This is a genomic window from Bacillus sp. L75 (genome assembly GCF_003676355.1).
GTDB lineage: Bacteria > Bacillota > Bacilli > Bacillales > Bacillaceae > Bacillus > Bacillus velezensis.
On sequence record NZ_ML064919.1, the window covers coordinates 23,066 to 37,988 of the forward strand.

Sequence of the window (14,923 nt, forward strand, 5' to 3'; positions counted from 1 at the left end):
GTGTGTTAAAACATAAATTTTTAGCCCTTGATTTTACGGATGGAAAATATGTTATGATTTGTTAAAAAGGAGGGATTTCATGCTGCTTCTTCTGAGCTTCGGCTTTCTTATCGTGCTCGCCGTGCTGCTTTTATCCATCTGGTCGACTGTAAGAGCTTATAATGTAAAACATACGATTGACCCGCCGGAGGACGCATCAAAAGGCTTGACGGATAAAAAAAATCCTTAATGATGATGCGTCTGTTCCTCATGGCCGGAGGAATCATCGGCAGCTTCAGCATCCCCGACACGCACTTTTACAGTCGGCATATTATGCTGCTGTTTTGCCGTTACGTGGGATTGAACGGTATACACACCCTCTTCATCAAATTCAGTCCGCAGGTGATACGCCCCTTTTTCCTCCTTGGCCTTGCTTGTTTTGCTGCTGCCTTTTTTTCCTTCTTTCCATACTTCAAACATGACTTCATCCGCATCCGTGACACGCTTGCCGCCGTAAAAAACTTCCGCCTTGTATTCCGCTTTTTCATGCGGTGCAGTCGTTTCCGGTCCTGTAAGCTTGACCTCAAGCGCTTTAGGCTCTTCATCCGCGGAGGTTTTGTCCAAATTGCCCCCGCAGGAAGATAATAGAAATACCATACCGCACATACCTGCCAATACAGCCCGTTTCATCCCATCACTCCTTCATGTTTGCTTCTATTTTAGCAAACGCTTACACATAAGGTGTGACATTTTTTAGAAATATGTAAAAAAGCCTTTTTGCATGTCAGCAAAAAGGCCTGTTTTTTATCCGAACACTTTCAGCAAATCTTCTTTATCCTGTGACAGCCAGAAACGCATCAGACGTTTCGCGCCTTCTAAATCATGAAGTTTCGCCTGGCCGCACTGTTTTTCGTTGGCCGCCGGAATCTCCGTAATATCGATGGCTTCTTTCAGCGTAGCGTCAAGCAGGTCTACAATTTCTTCCGCTGTCGGCTCGCCGCTGACAACAAGATAATAGCCTGTCTGGCAGCCCATCGGTGAGATATCTATGATGTCGAAGTGATCGTATTTCTCAGAATGTGTGCGAATCGTAAACGCAAGCAAGTGCTCAAGCGTATGAATGGTATCCGGCTTCATCGCCTGTTTGTTCGGCTGGCAGAAGCGAATGTCAAACTTATTCACGACGCCGTCTGTTCCGACTTTATGCACTCCGCAATGTCTTACATACGGAGCCACAACCGCATTATGGTCAAGCTCAAAACTTTCTACTGAAGGCATAATGGCACTCCCTTTTTTTCAGAATATGCATCCATTATAACACAGTTTTCCGATAAGAATTGTGACGGAAGCTTTTCAATCTGAAATTTTTTTTCTATACTAGCATCAGAAAGGTGGTTTTTTGATGAAAACCATAATGATTGCTTTCATCCGCGGATACCAGAAGTTCATCTCTCCGCTGACGCCGCCGTCATGCCGCTTTTATCCGACGTGTTCGCAGTACGGAATCGAAGCCGTCAAGACTCACGGCGCATTAAAAGGCGGATGGCTGACACTGAAGCGGATTTTAAAGTGCCACCCTTTTCATCCGGGCGGTGTTGATCCCGTACCGGACAAAAAAGAAAAACATTAGTCCATATGCTGGTAGCCGTCGATCACCAGATCAAGTTTACCGGTTTCAGGATCAATCACCAGACCGTGCACCGGCACATTGTCAGGGAATAGCGGATGGTGTTTAATGACGTTTACGCTGTCTGTAACACTCGCTTCTACTGAATCAAAGCTTTTCAGCCATTGATCAAGATCAACTCCTGAGTGCTTCAGCATGTCAATCCGCTCTTTCGGAATACCGCGGTCGATAATTTTATCGAGCATATCCTCGCTGTTGATTTTGCTCATGCCGCAATCATGGTGGCCGATAACGCAGACTTCATCGGCGTTTAATTCGTATACGGCCACTAAAAGGCTGCGCATGATACTTCCGAACGGGTGGGCGACAAGCGCGCCGGCACTTTTAATAATTTTCACATCGCCGTTTCGCATATTCATCGCATGCGGAAGCAATTCTACAAGACGTGTGTCCATACAGGACAAAATCGCCATTTTTTTATCCGGGAATTTAGATGTTTGGTATTTTTCATAATCTTTGTTTTTAGTGAACTGCTCATTAAATTGCATGATATCATTTAGAAGACTCATCTTGGTGTTTCCTTTCTGCTTTTTTATTCACAATATAACATAAGACGGGTCATTTCGTCACTCCCCGCACGAGATGACAAAGTGCTCAATAAATAAGACAAACCCCATTGGGCTTGTCTTATTTTCCCATATTGTATTTTTTATTGAACTGTTCGACTCTCCCGCCTTTTTCGTTGAACTTTTGGCGGCCTGTATAAAACGGATGGGTATCTGAGCTGACTTCCACTTTAATCAGCGGGTATGTTTTTCCGTCTTCCCACTCTGCCGTTTCCGCTGACGTTTTCGTAGAATGGCTTAAAAAGCGATAGCCGCTGTTCACATCTTGAAAAATCACTTGATGGTTATCCGGATGAATATCTTTTTTCATGCTGATCTCCCTTTCTCAAATCGTAATAATTACGTTTTATTTTAAGCCTTAAATATCCGCTTGTCAATCATATATGCCCTGATCCCTTGATTTCTAAACCCTGCACATATATGGAATCGGAAGAATAATCTAATCGCTTCAGCAAATAATATAGCCACATTACATAAAACGGTAATTTAGAAAGGCGGTTTATGATCGTGGATGATTTAGTATTAGCCAGAAGCCTGTTCGGTACAACCATGGGCTTTCATATTATTTTTGCGACGCTTGGTGTCGGCTTGCCTCTGATGATTTTAATGGCTGAATTGATTTACCAAAAAACAAAAGATCCGCATTATGCCATTATGGCAAAACGGTGGACGAAGGCGCAGGCTGTTCTGCTCGGCGTGGCGATACCGACCGGAACGATCGCGGGTACACAGCTTGCCCTTTTGTGGCCCGGATTTATGGAAGTCATCGGCAGGGTGATGTCACTCCCGTTTCAGATTGAAATTTATGCTTTCTTTATCGAAGCGCTGTTTATGTCCATTTATGTCTACGCCGCTGACCGGCTGACTCCGGCGATGCGCATCATTGCCGTTATTTTCGTTTTGATCGGCGCCGCGGCATCTGCCGTCTTAATCACAAATGTTCACGCATTTGAAGGAACGCCGGCCGGCTTTAAAATTTTAAACGGCAAAATCACTGACGTCGAACCTTGGGCAGCGTTTTTTAATCCAAGCTTTTTCACCACCGCGGGCCATGTCGTACTGACGGCTTTCATGACCGGTGCATTTATCGTTGCGTCAGTTGCGGCTTATAAAATGCTGAGAACGAGAAAACAGGAGCAGGTATACCGCTTTCACCGAAAAGCGCTGCTGCTCGCCTTAACGATCGGCGGGATATTCTCCATTATTGCCTCTTTAAACGGTCACGAGTCAGCCCAGCTTCTTTACGAATACCAGCCTGAGAAGCTTGCGGGCGCAGAAGGGCTGTTTGAAACTAGATCACACGCTCCGCTTGCGATCGGGGGTTTTACTGATGCAAAAGAAGAAAAAGTAAAATGGGCGATAGAAGTGCCGTGGGCTTTAAGCTTTTTGGCTGCAAACAGCTTTGATACCGTCGTCAAAGGATTGAACGCGTTTCCGAAAGACGAGTGGCCGCCTTTATTCATCCATACACTGTTTAACGGAATGGTCGGCATCGGAATGCTGCTCATTTTGTACTCAATCATCGGCATCGTGTGGAGAAAAATTTTAAAGAAAGACAGCTTTCCGACTTGGCTTTTGATTTTATTTTTAACCGCAGGACCGCTCAGTCTGATCGGAATTGAATTCGGGTGGATATTCGCTTGTACGGGGCGGCAGCCATGGGTGATTTACCATCTCCTGAAAACGTCTGATGTCGTCACGACAACCGGTTCAATCGGTTTGCTGTTCATCCTGTTTACAGTGGTTTACGCCATTTTGGCAGCCGCAGTCATTTATGTGCTGCTTTATTATTTCCGCAAACATCCCGTTGAGGAGGATGTAAAAGCTGCGGAATCCTAACTATAGAAAGGGCTGAATTAAAATGGACATTACCATGGATGCTCTCATTGCGATATCAATCGTATGGGGCTTCGTGTTTATCTACGCGGTCATGGCAACGATGGACTTCGGAGCCGGCTTTTGGTCGATGATTTATTTAAATAGAGAACAAACAAAGGCGACAAACATCGCCAACCGTTATTTGTCCCCGACATGGGAAGTGACCAACGTCTTTATCGTCGCGATCGTTGTCGCCCTATTCAGCTTCTTTCCAGGGGCAACCTTCGTGCTGGGAACCGTTTTATTGATCCCGGGAAGTATTATTTTGCTGCTCTTAGCCATCCGCAGCGGCTTTCTCGTCTTCTCCAATACGGCGAAGGAAAGAAAAATCATGAGATATATCTCCGGAATTTCAGGTTTCATTATTCCCGCTGTGCTGATTTTGGTCCTTCCGGTCACACACGGAGGGTTTATTGAGAAGACGGGCGGAGTGTATCAACTGAATTTGGCAAATGTCTTTACAAGCCTTAATGCGTATGCGTTTATCGGCTTTGCCATTTTAAGCACTTTATTTTTATCTTCACTGCTTCTGGCCGATTTTTCAAATGTTGCGGAAGAGGAGCATGCGTACCGCATCTACAGACGGAGCTCTTTACTAACAGGGCCGCTGTCGCTTCTTTTCGCCTTCTTCATTATGCTGACATTACGCTCTGAAGCCGGCTGGCTGTATACGGGGATGATGAAAGACAAGACATGGCTCATTCTGTCTGTCATCACATTTATCATTGCCGGCGTGGCTCTGTTTTTGCCGAATAAGCGCTTCGGCCGCAACCTCGGCAAACCGAGAATCGCCATGATCGCCATTGCGCTTCAATACTTTCTGGCAAGCTATGCATACGGACGGGCGCATCTTCCTTATATGATTTATCCGGATATTACGGTCATGTCAGGATTTACGGAGCCGGCAACCTTCAGGGCGCTGTTTATGACGTATATCGTCGCTTTCATCATTTTGTTTCCCGGGTTTTATTTCTTCTGGAAGCTCTTTATGAAAGACAGACGTTATATCCGCCAGGAGGAATAACAAAAATCAGGGCGGCTCATACTAATGGCGTACCTTTTATCTTGGAGGGGAGCCAGCATGGACCAAAAAATTCTGTGTGAAGTCAATAACTGTTCATATTGGGGCAGAGGAAACAAATGCACGGCCGACGCGATTTATGTGGTCAGCCATACAGGCGAAACCGCTGAAAAAAGTGAAGAAACGGATTGCAAAACCTTTAAACCGCATGATTTATAAAAGAAAAGAGCTGTTTTATACAGCTCTTTTTCATTTCCGTGCCGCAAGCCTTTTTGAAATCAGCCCTTGAGCCGGGGAAAATCGCGCGGATGAGAAGCATGGCAGAAAGGCGGTTCGTCGGCAAATATAGGCGGCAGACGGTACGATCAGTATCGCATTCATGACAAGCACAGAATTTTTTATCAAGATGTACATGTTTGCCCAGCCAGAAAGCAACACCTGCGATGTAAAGCCGACACTGTTTGAAGAATAAAAAAATCATCGCATCCGCCTATTAAAAAAACCGGCTGATACAGCCGGTTCAAACGGGGGAAGGGGTGATAATGAACAATTTCAATATAACAGCAGCATACAGGCAGCTCAACTCGCTGAAATGTCTTTTTATCAGTTGTTTGTCGTAAAAACGTCCATTTGGGTGACGTATTTTCTCATTATTTCCTGATTGACTTCAACACCCAGTCCGGGACCGTCCGGAACAGAGATGAATCCCTCTTCGATACGTATGTCGGGAGTGACAATATCCTCCTCCCAGTATCGGTCTGATGAGGAAATATCACCCGGTATCGTAAATTGCGGCAGCGAAGCAAGCGCGACTGTCTGCGCTCTCGAAATGCCGGTTTCAAACATTCCGCCGCACCAAACCGGCATGTGATGCTCTCTGCATAAGTCATGTATTTTTAAAGCCTCTGTCAGGCCTCCTACACGCGCCGGTTTTATGTTAATGATTTTACAGCTCCCAAGCTCAATCGCCCGCCTTGCGTCATCATATGAGCATATGCTTTCATCAAGGCATACCGCGGTTCTCAAGTGTTTCTGCAGGTGGCGGTGATCGACAATATCATCTGCCTGAAGCGGCTGTTCTATCATCATGAGCTGGAATTCATCCAACTCTTTCAGCCTGCTGATGTCTTTCAGTTCATATGCCGAGTTGGCATCCGCCATCAGCGGTACGTTCGGAAAACGGCTGCGGATGGATCTGACCAGATCAACGTCATGGCCGGGCTGAATTTTTATTTTTATACGTTGATAACCTTCTTTTACGTATTGCTCAATTTCCCGAAGCATCTCATCAGCCGAAGCCAGACCCACCGCCACGCCGGCGGGCACTTTATCTCTTTTGCCCCCTAAGGCTTCTGCGAGAGATATCCCCTTTTTCTTGGCATATAGATCCCACACGGCTGATTCAAGCCCCGCTTTTGCCATGCGGTTTCCTTTGAAACGCGCGAGACTGTCAGGCACTTCTGACGGATGGAAAAACTCGCGGCCTACGACATTTGGGATGAAAAAATCTCTCAGCATATGCGCGCATGTCTGAATCGTTTCTTCTGTATACCACGGAGAAGAAAACGCCGATACCTCCCCCCAGCCGGTTCTCCCGGTTTCATCGATCGCTTCCACGATCAAAAATTTACGATCCTGCAGCGTTTCAATACTTGTTTTAAACGGTTTTTTCAGCCTCATACTTACATGATAAAGGGTGATTTTTTCAATCTTAATCATGACAATTCTCCTTTACGAAGCTCATTCAGCCGATGTCTCATCAGTTTATTGGACGCGTTCCGCGGGAGCCCGTCAACCTCGAAAAAAGCAGCCGGTATTTTATATTTTGCAAGCCGCTCACGGCAAAAGGCGGTCAGCTCCTCAGAACTGACAGAAGAAGTCAGCACGAGAAAAGCATGCGGCACTTTCCCCCACTTCGGATCTTCGGCTCCCGAAACACCGGCCTCCGCTACAGCCGGATGGGCAAGCAGCGCCGCTTCCACTTCTGCCGGGTAGATGTTTTCTCCGCCTGAAATAATGAGGTCCGACCGCCTGTCCAGCACGTATAAAAACCCTTCATCATCCAAATAGCCAAGATCGCCCGTTTTAAACCATCCATTATGAAAAGCGGCCTGGTTTGCGTCGTCACGATGGTAATACCCTTTCATTACATTCGGGCCTTTCACCGTAATTTCACCGTGTTCAAACGGCGCACAAGGGTTTCCGTCTTTTTCAATTCTAATTTCGCATGAAAACAGCGGTTTACCGGCCGAGCCGAGCTTGTCCATGCTGAATTCCGGAGAAAGCGTGACAATCTGTGAGCAGGTTTCAGTCAAGCCGTAAGATTGGAATACCGGAAATTGTTTCCTGCGGCATTCTTCGAGGAGCGGCAGCGGTGCCGGACCCCCGCCAAGCAGAATGCAGCGCAGTGATTCAGGACATTGTTCAGTTTCCGCAAGCAGGCCCGAAAGCATGGTCTGCACCGCTGAAATGATCGTGACCTGATGGGAGCTGATGCTGTCCAGCACATCAGTGACAGAAAATTTTTGATGAAGCACGACAGGCATGCCGTAAATGACCGACTTAAACAGCGCAGACAGACCGCTGATATGAAACAGCGGCAGCGCAATAAGCCAGCGGTCCCGCTCCGTGACCCCCAGATTCAGCGCAGACGATACAGCGCTGGAATAATGATTACCGAAAGTCTGCTGCACCCCCTTCGGTCTTCCCGTTGTTCCTGACGTATACATAAGAGTCGCCGTATCATCAAGCGTTACATAAGCTTCAGGTTCAATGTCTCCCGCGGCTTTGGCCTGCAGCTCGTCCACGTCCGCAGCGGCGACTGCAGATTCATAATCTTCGCGGCAAAAACCGTCCTCCGTCAATAAAAGCTTTGCCTGTGAATCTTCGAGCTGAAACAACCGTTCCTGTTTTGAGAGCTTCGTATTTAACAGCACAGCTTCCGCCCCTAATAAGAAGCAGGCGTGAACGGCATAAACCATTTCCGGTCTGTTAGAAAGCAAAATCGCGGCCCGGTCTCCTTTTTTAAGCGAGCAGTATTTGGACAGCCGCGCGGCCATTTGTTTAGAAGCATGATATAATTCTCTGAATGTCATCTGTTTGTTTTCAAATATGAGAGCGATTCTCTCTGGTGTCAGCTGAGCCCTTTGAATGAGCCAATTCGGCTGTTCTGTCAGCATGTTATCATCTCCGAGGTAAAAGTACTGTTTTTGAAAAGAAAACAGCTTGGACCAGAGCGGCTCAAGCTGTTTCGTAGTGTCATCTGATCACGGAAAACGAGGGAATTGACCGAAATCGGGACTGCGTTTCTCTTTAAAGGAATCGCGGCCTTCTTTCGCTTCGTCAGTCGTGTAATAAAGAAGCGTTGCATCTCCTGCAAATTGCTGAATTCCGGCGAGGCCGTCTGTATCTGCGTTAAATGCCGCTTTAAGGAAACGAAGGGCTGTAGGGCTTTTCTCAAGCATTTCTTCACACCATTTAATTGTTTCCTCTTCAAGTTTCTCTAATGGGACAACCGTATTGACAAGCCCCATGTCGAGCGCTTCCTGCGCGTTGTATTGACGGCACAGGTACCAAATTTCACGGGCTTTCTTATGTCCGACGATACGCGCCAGGTAACCTGAGCCGTAACCGGCATCAAAGCTTCCCACTTTCGGTCCGGTTTGGCCGAAAATCGCGTTATCGGCCGCAATCGTTAAATCACAGACGATATGAAGCACATGGCCTCCGCCGATGGCATAGCCTGATACCATCGCTACGACCGGTTTAGGAATAACGCGGATCAAACGCTGAAGATCAAGCACATTCAGACGCGGGATCTGATCGTCTCCGACATATCCGCCGTGACCGCGGACTTTTTGGTCTCCGCCTGAACAGAATGCTTTATCTCCCGCTCCCGCAAGAACGATGACACCAATATTGGAGTCATCACGCGCACAAGCAAACGCGTCAATCATTTCTGATACCGTCTTAGGAGTAAATGCGTTATGTACCTCCGGGCGGTTAATTGTTATTTTTGCAATACCGTTATACGTCTCGTACAGGATTTCATCGTACTGACGTTCACTTTTCCATTCTGCAGCCATTGATATGACCTCCTTCATTTTTGCCTGAGTCCGGCCGAAAAGCTATTTTCTTTATGCTTTACAAGCCGTATAAAAACTCACTTACTATCTTACCAAAAATTCGCGGCTGTTCCACATGTACCGTGTGCCCCGCCTGTTTGACAACCTCTATTTTACTTGATGGGAGCAGGTTATGCACCTTTTGATTAATAGCGCAAAACTTTTCATCCCATTCACCGCATATGAGCAGAACGGGTGCTTTGATGCGGTGTAATGCCTCCCACCAGGAAGGCTGTGAGCCCGTCCCCATTCCGAGCAGGCTGCCTGCAAGTCCGGACGGATTATTTTTCATCCTGCCGGCACGGATGGACGCCTTTACGCTGTCCGGCAGAGAAAGCTGCGTGGCAAACAACGGAATGCCCTCCCAATAATCGACAAACGATGTTATACCTTCCCGCAATATAAAGTCAGCAAGCTTCCGGTCTGACTGAATCCGCTTTTTGCGTTCCTGAAGCGTGCTGAGGCCCGGGGTTGTACTTTCCAAAACAAGCGCTGACACCCGATGCGGAAATGCCTGTGCAAAGGAATACGCAAGTCTTCCCCCCATAGAATAACCAATAAGTTTCACTTTGTGAAGTTTTAATTGATCAAAAACGGCGGCAAGGTCCGCAACCTGCCGGCTCGCACTGTACCTTGCCGCTTGCACAGGCGCGTCTGTCTCCCCGTGACCCAGGCAGTCAATCATCACCATTCGTTCGCCGGGAAACATGCCGCGTAAAAACATCCATGATTCTTTGCTGCCCGTAAATCCATGCAGACAAACAATAGCTTCAGATGATTCGTGTCCGCTATCAGCAGCACGATAGCATACGCCGTCGGCCGTTTTAACTGTTACAGTTTCCATTCTTTTTTCACTTCCCGCACTGCGGCCTGCAGCAGATCGCGATGGAATTGAACTCTTGATGTCCGATCTGTTTTCAGCTCGATTATATGAAGTCCGGGCTTGTCCGCCTGCGGCTGATACGCATCCTTAAATGCTTCCCATGTCTCAGGGCAAGTATACGTCCCGCCGTACAGTGCGGCGGCATGCCGGAAATCAAGACCCGTCGGCGTACCGAACAGTTCTTCAAAATGAGTCTTATCAGATGCCTGCGGCAAAAACGAGAAAATCCCGCCGCCATCATTGTTTATTAAAATAACCGTAAGCGGAATTCCAAGTTTTTTAGCCGCTAACAGCCCGTTTAAATCATGGTAAAACGATAAATCTCCAATGACAAGCGTGACAGGAGCTTTTGTACCTTCACACAGTCCCATAGCCGAGGAGACAACTCCGTCAATTCCGTTAGCGCCGCGGTTGGCATAAACACGGAAGGAACGATCTTGTTTTTCAAAGAACGTATCCACGTCGCGAATCGGCATGCTGTTGCCGACAAAAATCGAACTGCCTTCAGGGACAAGGTGCTGAAGCTGACGATATACATTTCCTTCAAATGATAAATCATCCATGCTCGCGGCCTGTAAATGACTCCGGAACCGCTCATTGACAAACTGCCATTTTTCAAGCCATCCGGACGGCCGTTTTCCGGTTTCAGCTGAACGGACCGCTTCCAAAAACACAGACGGATGGCAATGAATCATATGCGCGCCGGCCTGGGTGGGATCTCTCCATCCTCCGTCTTCATCGACGATAAACTGCTCAATGGCAGGATCATCTCTGAGCCATAAAAAGAGCGGTTTGGAAACCGGCATCGGGCCGAAGCGGATCACAGCGTCCGGGCGCAGCGCCTCTTTTATTTCTTCATCTTTTAAAAACGAGTCATAAGCATCAATAATCAGCGTCTTATCATGCTCCCCGTTTCGGAGGTTTGAAAGCGGATCAGCCAAAATCGGGAACTGAAGCATCTCGGCAAGAGCGATGATTTGCTGCTTTTCTGCTTCACCGTGAATTTCGCCGCAGACGATCATACCTCTTTCGGTACCCGCGAGACGCTCTGTAATATGACAGAGAGAGTCTTGAGCAGCTGACTGAATCCCTGTTGTGACTGAGACGTGCCGCCCCTTTCTCATTCTTTCAAAAGGTCCGGCTGATAAATCCGGCATCAAAGGCTCTCTGAGCGGCACATTGATATGGACTGGCCCCATCGGACGCTTCCCGGCTTCACTTACGGCTCTGCCGGCCAATGTTCTGATATAGCTCAGCATTTGAGGATTTTCCTCAGGCAGAGCCGAGTCTGTGAAAAACTTAACAAAGTTACCGAACAGAAAATGCTGGTTAATCGCCTGAGGCGCCCCCACTTCCCTCAATTCATGAGGCCGGTCAGCAGTCAGGACAATAAGAGGCACTCTTGAATAATGAGCTTCAATCACGGCCGGATAGAAGTTAGCCGCCGCCGTTCCTGACGTACAAATCAGCATGACCGGACGCTGGCGGGCTTTTGCAAGACCGAGTGCGAAAAAACCTGCGGATCGTTCATCAATCTGTATATGGACTTGAATATCCGGGTGGGCCGCCGCCAAAACCGCCAAGGGAGTTGACCTCGACCCCGGGCAAACAACTGCGTCGGTGACACCCGATAGAGCGAATTCATCAATAAAGCTTCCGATATAATGTGTAATCGGGTTTGTCAAAGCCTTTCACCTCCTAAAGCAGAGATCATCGGCTTTAGTTTAATTTGTGTTTCTTCATATTCTGATTGCGGATCTGAATCTTCAACAATGCCGCAGCCTGCGAAAAGCCGCGCACTTTTGTCTTCAATCAGCCCTGATCGGATAGCCACGACAAATTCTCCGTTTTCCCTGCCGTCCATCCAGCCGATCGGTGCCGCGTACCATCCGCGTGTCATCGGTTCAATATCAGCGATAACTTCAACAGCTTTCTGCTGGGGAGCTCCGCCCAATGCCGGTGTGGGATGCAGCTTTTCAATTAAATCAAACAGCGAAGCGGACGTTTTAAGATGGCCTGTGATCGGTGTATATAGATGCTGAACACTTTTTGTTTTATATAATTGCGGACCTGCAGGCTTTTTCACATCGCTGCAGCTCGACAAGAAAGAATCGTGTATCATCTGAACCACAAAATCATGTTCCGCGAGATTTTTTTCGTCATGCAGCAGCTCTTTGCCGAGACGCTCATCTTCTTGTTGATTTTCTCCGCGCTTAATTGAACCTGCCAGACAGGTGGACATAACGTCTTTGCCGGATTTTTTGATCAGCCGTTCCGGTGAAGCGCCGACAAAGCATTTATCTCCCTGCTCAATCGCAAAAACATAGCTTGTCGTTTGGTCCGTCAAAAGCTTGCGGACAACGCTCTCCGCCGGAATAGGCCCATCATATGACAAAACGACTTCCCTTGCCAGCACGACTTTATCATATTGATTTGCTTTCATATCATTTGTTGCTGTTTTAATGGCTTCAAGCCAGTTTTCCACATCAAGTTCTTCCGCTTTTGTTAAAACAGGATATTCTTCATACTCGATTGAAGAAACTGAAAAAGCTTCCGAAAAAGATTTCAGACGTTTCAGCGTATCTTCTGCCAGATTACCGTCTGCCGCCCATTGATTGACGGTTAAATAATCACCATCTGCCGTCTTTGTCAGCATGAGTGAGGGGATAAAGAACAGTCCTTCTTCGAACCCGTTCCATTCGTCTCCTCTCTCTTCAGCAGGATTAAATGAAAAACCGCCGAATAAGACAGGGCCGACCGCGGTATGCGCCGCCTCTTCTTCTTCATGAATATGAAAAGCCGTCTTTTTAAAGCGCTCCCATTGTTCAAAAACGTCGTGATAACGCTTTCCATTTTTTTCATTCGATTGGAACAGCGCTTCTGTGCCAAGACCGACTATTGTTAATTCACTACCGGGTTCTGACCAAAAAAATCGTTTGCCTTTATATTTTTTTGCTCCGTCTTTGAAAAATGATAGAGGGTCTAAAGACGCAATACGTCTTGAATAGCTCAATAAGACAGCATGGTTGACTTGTTTGGCTTTATGTAATGCATGATCTGCTTCCTCTCGGAACGTATGCTGCACCGTTGTCACCATGAGACATTCCTCCATAATCCGTTAAATGCTTTTAATACAATACACCTGTGATGACTTTGTGTCAAACACACAGATGTGAGCACGACAAAATGCCTGCATTTCTTATTATAAACCTTTTTGCGCAAATGAATAAAGAAACAAACTTGAATTTTCTTTCCCCACTCTCGGCAATCACTGTATCCTTTTACTTCCTCATGGGAAAATGACTATTTTTATCCACCATTTTTCTGCGCAAAAGCGTTCATACTAACAGTAAGTATCACATAGAAACGAGGGATTGATGTGCTTACAAACGAACAGATTACACACTTAAAAAAAGAATTAGAAGAAGCCAGACATGATATTTTAAGCCGCTTTAAAGAAAATGACAAATTTCAGTTAACTGATGAATTCCCGTATCAGTCATCCGGCGAATTGTCTTCCTATGACAATCATCCCGGCGATCAGGCGACCGAATTATACGAGCGGGAAAAAGACCTGGCTCTGCTCGACCATGAACGAGAGCACCTTCGCGATATTGATTACTCTCTGAAACAAATTGAAAACGGCACATACGGCACATGTGAAGTCAGCGGCAAGGACATTCCTTATGACAGACTCGAAGCTCTGCCGACGGCTACGACATTGGCGGAATATTCCTCGCAGGATGCCGTTTCCAAAGACAGGCCGATTGAAGAGGAAACTCCGTTCGGACAGTTTGAATTTGATGATGATGAATCAATCCGGGCGGCTTACGATAGTGAAGATGCTTATCAGGATGTTGAGGAATACGGAAACTCAGAAACGCCTCAGGATTTAGAGGATCCTCCGCTCAGCTATGGGGATATGACAATGAACTCGGAAGAAAACATCGGCTATGCTGAGGATTATGAAAACTTTATCGCGACAGATATTACCGGCAAAAACATTTCCGTGTATCCAAGCAAAGCACACGAAAAATATGAACAGGAATTGGACGAACAAGGAATTATGACGACCTTCGGCGATCTTCATGCTGATTAAAACCCCGGCCTGCCGGGGTTTTTGAATACAAATAAATGGTTTGCTGCATTTTTACACTGAAAACTCATACACTTAATGATGCATGAACCTTTTAAAAGGTTTAATATTTCCAAAAAAGGGAACTAACGTATTGACATTGAATGACGGAGGGAACAAATGAAAAAGAAGTATATCGGTGCGATTATTGTATTTATCATTACATATGTCTTGTTTTCTTTAGCGGGGGTTCTCTTTCCCATCGACCGTGAATGGTATGACGCGCTGCAAAAAACTGACTGGACGCCGAGCGGATCAGTGATCGGCATCATATGGGCGGTTTTGTTTGCGCTTATTTCGCTCTCAGCAGCCTTGATATACCCAAAGTTTTCATGTAAAGAATCCAAAGCTTTTTGGGTGATGCTTCTCATCAATTATATCGTGAATCAAGGATTCAGCTATTTTCAATTCACACAGAAAAATTTGCTTGCTGCATCTATCGATTGCCTGCTTGTGGCTGTGACAACACTCATTCTGTTGCTCATTGCCGGTAAATACAGTAAAGCTTCAGCCTGGCTTCTGGTCCCTTATTTATTATGGAGCGCTTTTGCCACATACCTGTCTTTTACCATTTACACTATGAACGCATAATAAAAAAACCTTGCATAGTATGCAAGGTTTTTTTAATGACCCGTACGGGATTCGAACCC

General features: G+C 46.6%; 18 protein-coding genes. 7 read left to right on the forward strand and 11 right to left on the reverse strand.

Annotated features, from left to right (window positions below; all coding sequences use genetic code 11):
- Positions 1–79: 79 nt before the first annotated feature.
- Entirely contained in the window at positions 80–229 is a 150-nt protein-coding gene (ytzI, locus tag D5S11_RS18500; RefSeq protein WP_007408836.1) for a YtzI protein, read from the forward strand.
- Here the strand turns inward: ytzI and D5S11_RS18505 are convergent.
- Together D5S11_RS18505 and D5S11_RS18510 are read right to left on the reverse strand one after the other, a co-directional pair.
- Positions 226–669, reverse strand: coding sequence for a FixH family protein (locus D5S11_RS18505; RefSeq protein ID WP_108724764.1), 444 nt, complete (start codon positions 667–669; stop codon positions 226–228). The genes ytzI and D5S11_RS18505 overlap by 4 nt on opposite strands.
- Before the next feature lie 114 nt (positions 670–783).
- Positions 784–1,257, reverse strand: coding sequence for an S-ribosylhomocysteine lyase (locus D5S11_RS18510; RefSeq protein ID WP_003152237.1), 474 nt, complete (start codon positions 1,255–1,257; stop codon positions 784–786).
- A 124-nt stretch (positions 1,258–1,381) separates the two neighbouring features.
- On the opposite strand from D5S11_RS18510, the gene yidD reads away from it, so the two are divergent.
- Entirely contained in the window at positions 1,382–1,609 is a 228-nt protein-coding gene (gene yidD / locus D5S11_RS18515; protein WP_060562192.1) for a membrane protein insertion efficiency factor YidD, read from the forward strand.
- Here yidD and D5S11_RS18520 read toward each other — a convergent pair.
- The gene (locus tag D5S11_RS18520; RefSeq protein ID WP_003152233.1) at positions 1,606–2,175 is read right to left on the reverse strand and encodes a beta-class carbonic anhydrase; all 570 of its coding nucleotides are present in this window, start codon (positions 2,173–2,175) and stop codon (positions 1,606–1,608) included. The two genes, yidD and D5S11_RS18520, sit on opposite strands and share 4 nt — an antisense overlap.
- 118 nt (positions 2,176–2,293) lie before the next feature.
- Positions 2,294–2,542 carry a type B 50S ribosomal protein L31 gene (locus D5S11_RS18525; RefSeq protein WP_007408839.1) on the reverse strand — a complete coding sequence of 83 codons (249 nt, stop codon included), beginning with the start codon at positions 2,540–2,542 and terminating at the stop codon, positions 2,294–2,296.
- Positions 2,543–2,739: 197 nt separating this feature from the next.
- On the opposite strand from D5S11_RS18525, the gene D5S11_RS18530 reads away from it, so the two are divergent.
- The 3 genes from D5S11_RS18530 to D5S11_RS18540 are packed head-to-tail and all read left to right on the forward strand — an operon-like array spanning position 2,740 to position 5,350.
- Positions 2,740–4,071, forward strand: coding sequence for a cytochrome ubiquinol oxidase subunit I (locus D5S11_RS18530; protein ID WP_003152226.1), 1,332 nt, complete (start codon positions 2,740–2,742; stop codon positions 4,069–4,071).
- A gap of 22 nt (positions 4,072–4,093) precedes the next feature.
- Positions 4,094–5,134 carry a cytochrome d ubiquinol oxidase subunit II gene (locus tag D5S11_RS18535; protein WP_020956244.1) on the forward strand — a complete coding sequence of 347 codons (1,041 nt, stop codon included), beginning with the start codon at positions 4,094–4,096 and terminating at the stop codon, positions 5,132–5,134.
- A 57-nt stretch (positions 5,135–5,191) separates the two neighbouring features.
- Positions 5,192–5,350, forward strand: coding sequence for a DUF1540 domain-containing protein (locus D5S11_RS18540; RefSeq protein WP_007408842.1), 159 nt, complete (start codon positions 5,192–5,194; stop codon positions 5,348–5,350).
- On the opposite strand, the gene D5S11_RS18545 is transcribed toward D5S11_RS18540, so the two are convergent.
- The 7 genes from D5S11_RS18545 to D5S11_RS18575 form a co-directional block, all read right to left on the reverse strand.
- Positions 5,331–5,612 carry a hypothetical protein gene (locus D5S11_RS18545; RefSeq protein ID WP_032868313.1) on the reverse strand — a complete coding sequence of 94 codons (282 nt, stop codon included), beginning with the start codon at positions 5,610–5,612 and terminating at the stop codon, positions 5,331–5,333. The two genes, D5S11_RS18540 and D5S11_RS18545, sit on opposite strands and share 20 nt — an antisense overlap.
- Positions 5,613–5,734: 122 nt before the next feature.
- Entirely contained in the window at positions 5,735–6,850 is a 1,116-nt protein-coding gene (menC, locus tag D5S11_RS18550; RefSeq protein WP_007408844.1) for an o-succinylbenzoate synthase, read from the reverse strand.
- Positions 6,847–8,310: an o-succinylbenzoate--CoA ligase gene (locus D5S11_RS18555; RefSeq protein WP_020956246.1), complete on the reverse strand. Its 1,464-nt coding sequence runs from the start codon at positions 8,308–8,310 to the stop codon at positions 6,847–6,849. The genes menC and D5S11_RS18555 overlap by 4 nt, the downstream gene beginning before the upstream one ends.
- Positions 8,311–8,397: 87 nt before the next feature.
- A complete protein-coding gene (menB, locus tag D5S11_RS18560; RefSeq protein ID WP_003152221.1) occupies positions 8,398–9,216 on the reverse strand; it encodes a 1,4-dihydroxy-2-naphthoyl-CoA synthase in 819 nt (272 codons plus the stop codon).
- A 58-nt stretch (positions 9,217–9,274) separates the two neighbouring features.
- On the reverse strand, positions 9,275–10,099 hold the full coding sequence (gene menH, locus D5S11_RS18565) for a 2-succinyl-6-hydroxy-2,4-cyclohexadiene-1-carboxylate synthase (RefSeq protein WP_007408847.1): 825 nt from the start codon (positions 10,097–10,099) through the stop codon (positions 9,275–9,277).
- Positions 10,087–11,823, reverse strand: a complete 1,737-nt coding sequence (menD, locus tag D5S11_RS18570) for a 2-succinyl-5-enolpyruvyl-6-hydroxy-3-cyclohexene-1-carboxylic-acid synthase (protein WP_108724763.1) — start codon at positions 11,821–11,823, stop codon at positions 10,087–10,089. Before menD ends, menH begins: the two co-directional genes overlap by 13 nt.
- Positions 11,820–13,235 (reverse strand): isochorismate synthase, encoded by a 1,416-nt coding sequence (locus D5S11_RS18575; RefSeq protein ID WP_108724762.1) that lies wholly within the window; start codon positions 13,233–13,235, stop codon positions 11,820–11,822. Before D5S11_RS18575 ends, menD begins: the two co-directional genes overlap by 4 nt.
- 282 nt (positions 13,236–13,517) lie before the next feature.
- On the opposite strand from D5S11_RS18575, the gene D5S11_RS18580 reads away from it, so the two are divergent.
- Both D5S11_RS18580 and D5S11_RS18585 read left to right on the forward strand, forming a co-directional pair.
- Positions 13,518–14,237 carry a TraR/DksA C4-type zinc finger protein gene (locus tag D5S11_RS18580; RefSeq protein WP_108724761.1) on the forward strand — a complete coding sequence of 240 codons (720 nt, stop codon included), beginning with the start codon at positions 13,518–13,520 and terminating at the stop codon, positions 14,235–14,237.
- 156 nt (positions 14,238–14,393) lie between these two features.
- Positions 14,394–14,864 carry a TspO/MBR family protein gene (locus D5S11_RS18585; RefSeq protein ID WP_108724760.1) on the forward strand — a complete coding sequence of 157 codons (471 nt, stop codon included), beginning with the start codon at positions 14,394–14,396 and terminating at the stop codon, positions 14,862–14,864.
- Positions 14,865–14,923: the final 59 nt, after the last annotated feature.

Coding starts and splice junctions, on each gene's coding strand:
- ytzI (WP_007408836.1), top strand. CDS start 80: ATGCTGCTTCTTCTGAGCTTCGGCTTTCTTATCGTGCTCGCCGTGCTG.
- D5S11_RS18555 (WP_020956246.1), bottom strand. CDS start 8,310: ATGCTGACAGAACAGCCGAATTGGCTCATTCAAAGGGCTCAGCTGACA.
- D5S11_RS18540 (WP_007408842.1), top strand. CDS start 5,192: ATGGACCAAAAAATTCTGTGTGAAGTCAATAACTGTTCATATTGGGGC.
- D5S11_RS18585 (WP_108724760.1), top strand. CDS start 14,394: ATGAAAAAGAAGTATATCGGTGCGATTATTGTATTTATCATTACATAT.
- D5S11_RS18575 (WP_108724762.1), bottom strand. CDS start 13,235: ATGGTGACAACGGTGCAGCATACGTTCCGAGAGGAAGCAGATCATGCA.
- D5S11_RS18510 (WP_003152237.1), bottom strand. CDS start 1,257: ATGCCTTCAGTAGAAAGTTTTGAGCTTGACCATAATGCGGTTGTGGCT.
- menB (WP_003152221.1), bottom strand. CDS start 9,216: ATGGCTGCAGAATGGAAAAGTGAACGTCAGTACGATGAAATCCTGTAC.
- D5S11_RS18520 (WP_003152233.1), bottom strand. CDS start 2,175: ATGAGTCTTCTAAATGATATCATGCAATTTAATGAGCAGTTCACTAAA.
- D5S11_RS18545 (WP_032868313.1), bottom strand. CDS start 5,612: ATGATTTTTTTATTCTTCAAACAGTGTCGGCTTTACATCGCAGGTGTT.
- yidD (WP_060562192.1), top strand. CDS start 1,382: ATGAAAACCATAATGATTGCTTTCATCCGCGGATACCAGAAGTTCATC.
- menH (WP_007408847.1), bottom strand. CDS start 10,099: ATGGAAACTGTAACAGTTAAAACGGCCGACGGCGTATGCTATCGTGCT.
- D5S11_RS18505 (WP_108724764.1), bottom strand. CDS start 669: ATGAAACGGGCTGTATTGGCAGGTATGTGCGGTATGGTATTTCTATTA.
- menC (WP_007408844.1), bottom strand. CDS start 6,850: ATGATTAAGATTGAAAAAATCACCCTTTATCATGTAAGTATGAGGCTG.
- D5S11_RS18535 (WP_020956244.1), top strand. CDS start 4,094: ATGGACATTACCATGGATGCTCTCATTGCGATATCAATCGTATGGGGC.
- D5S11_RS18525 (WP_007408839.1), bottom strand. CDS start 2,542: ATGAAAAAAGATATTCATCCGGATAACCATCAAGTGATTTTTCAAGAT.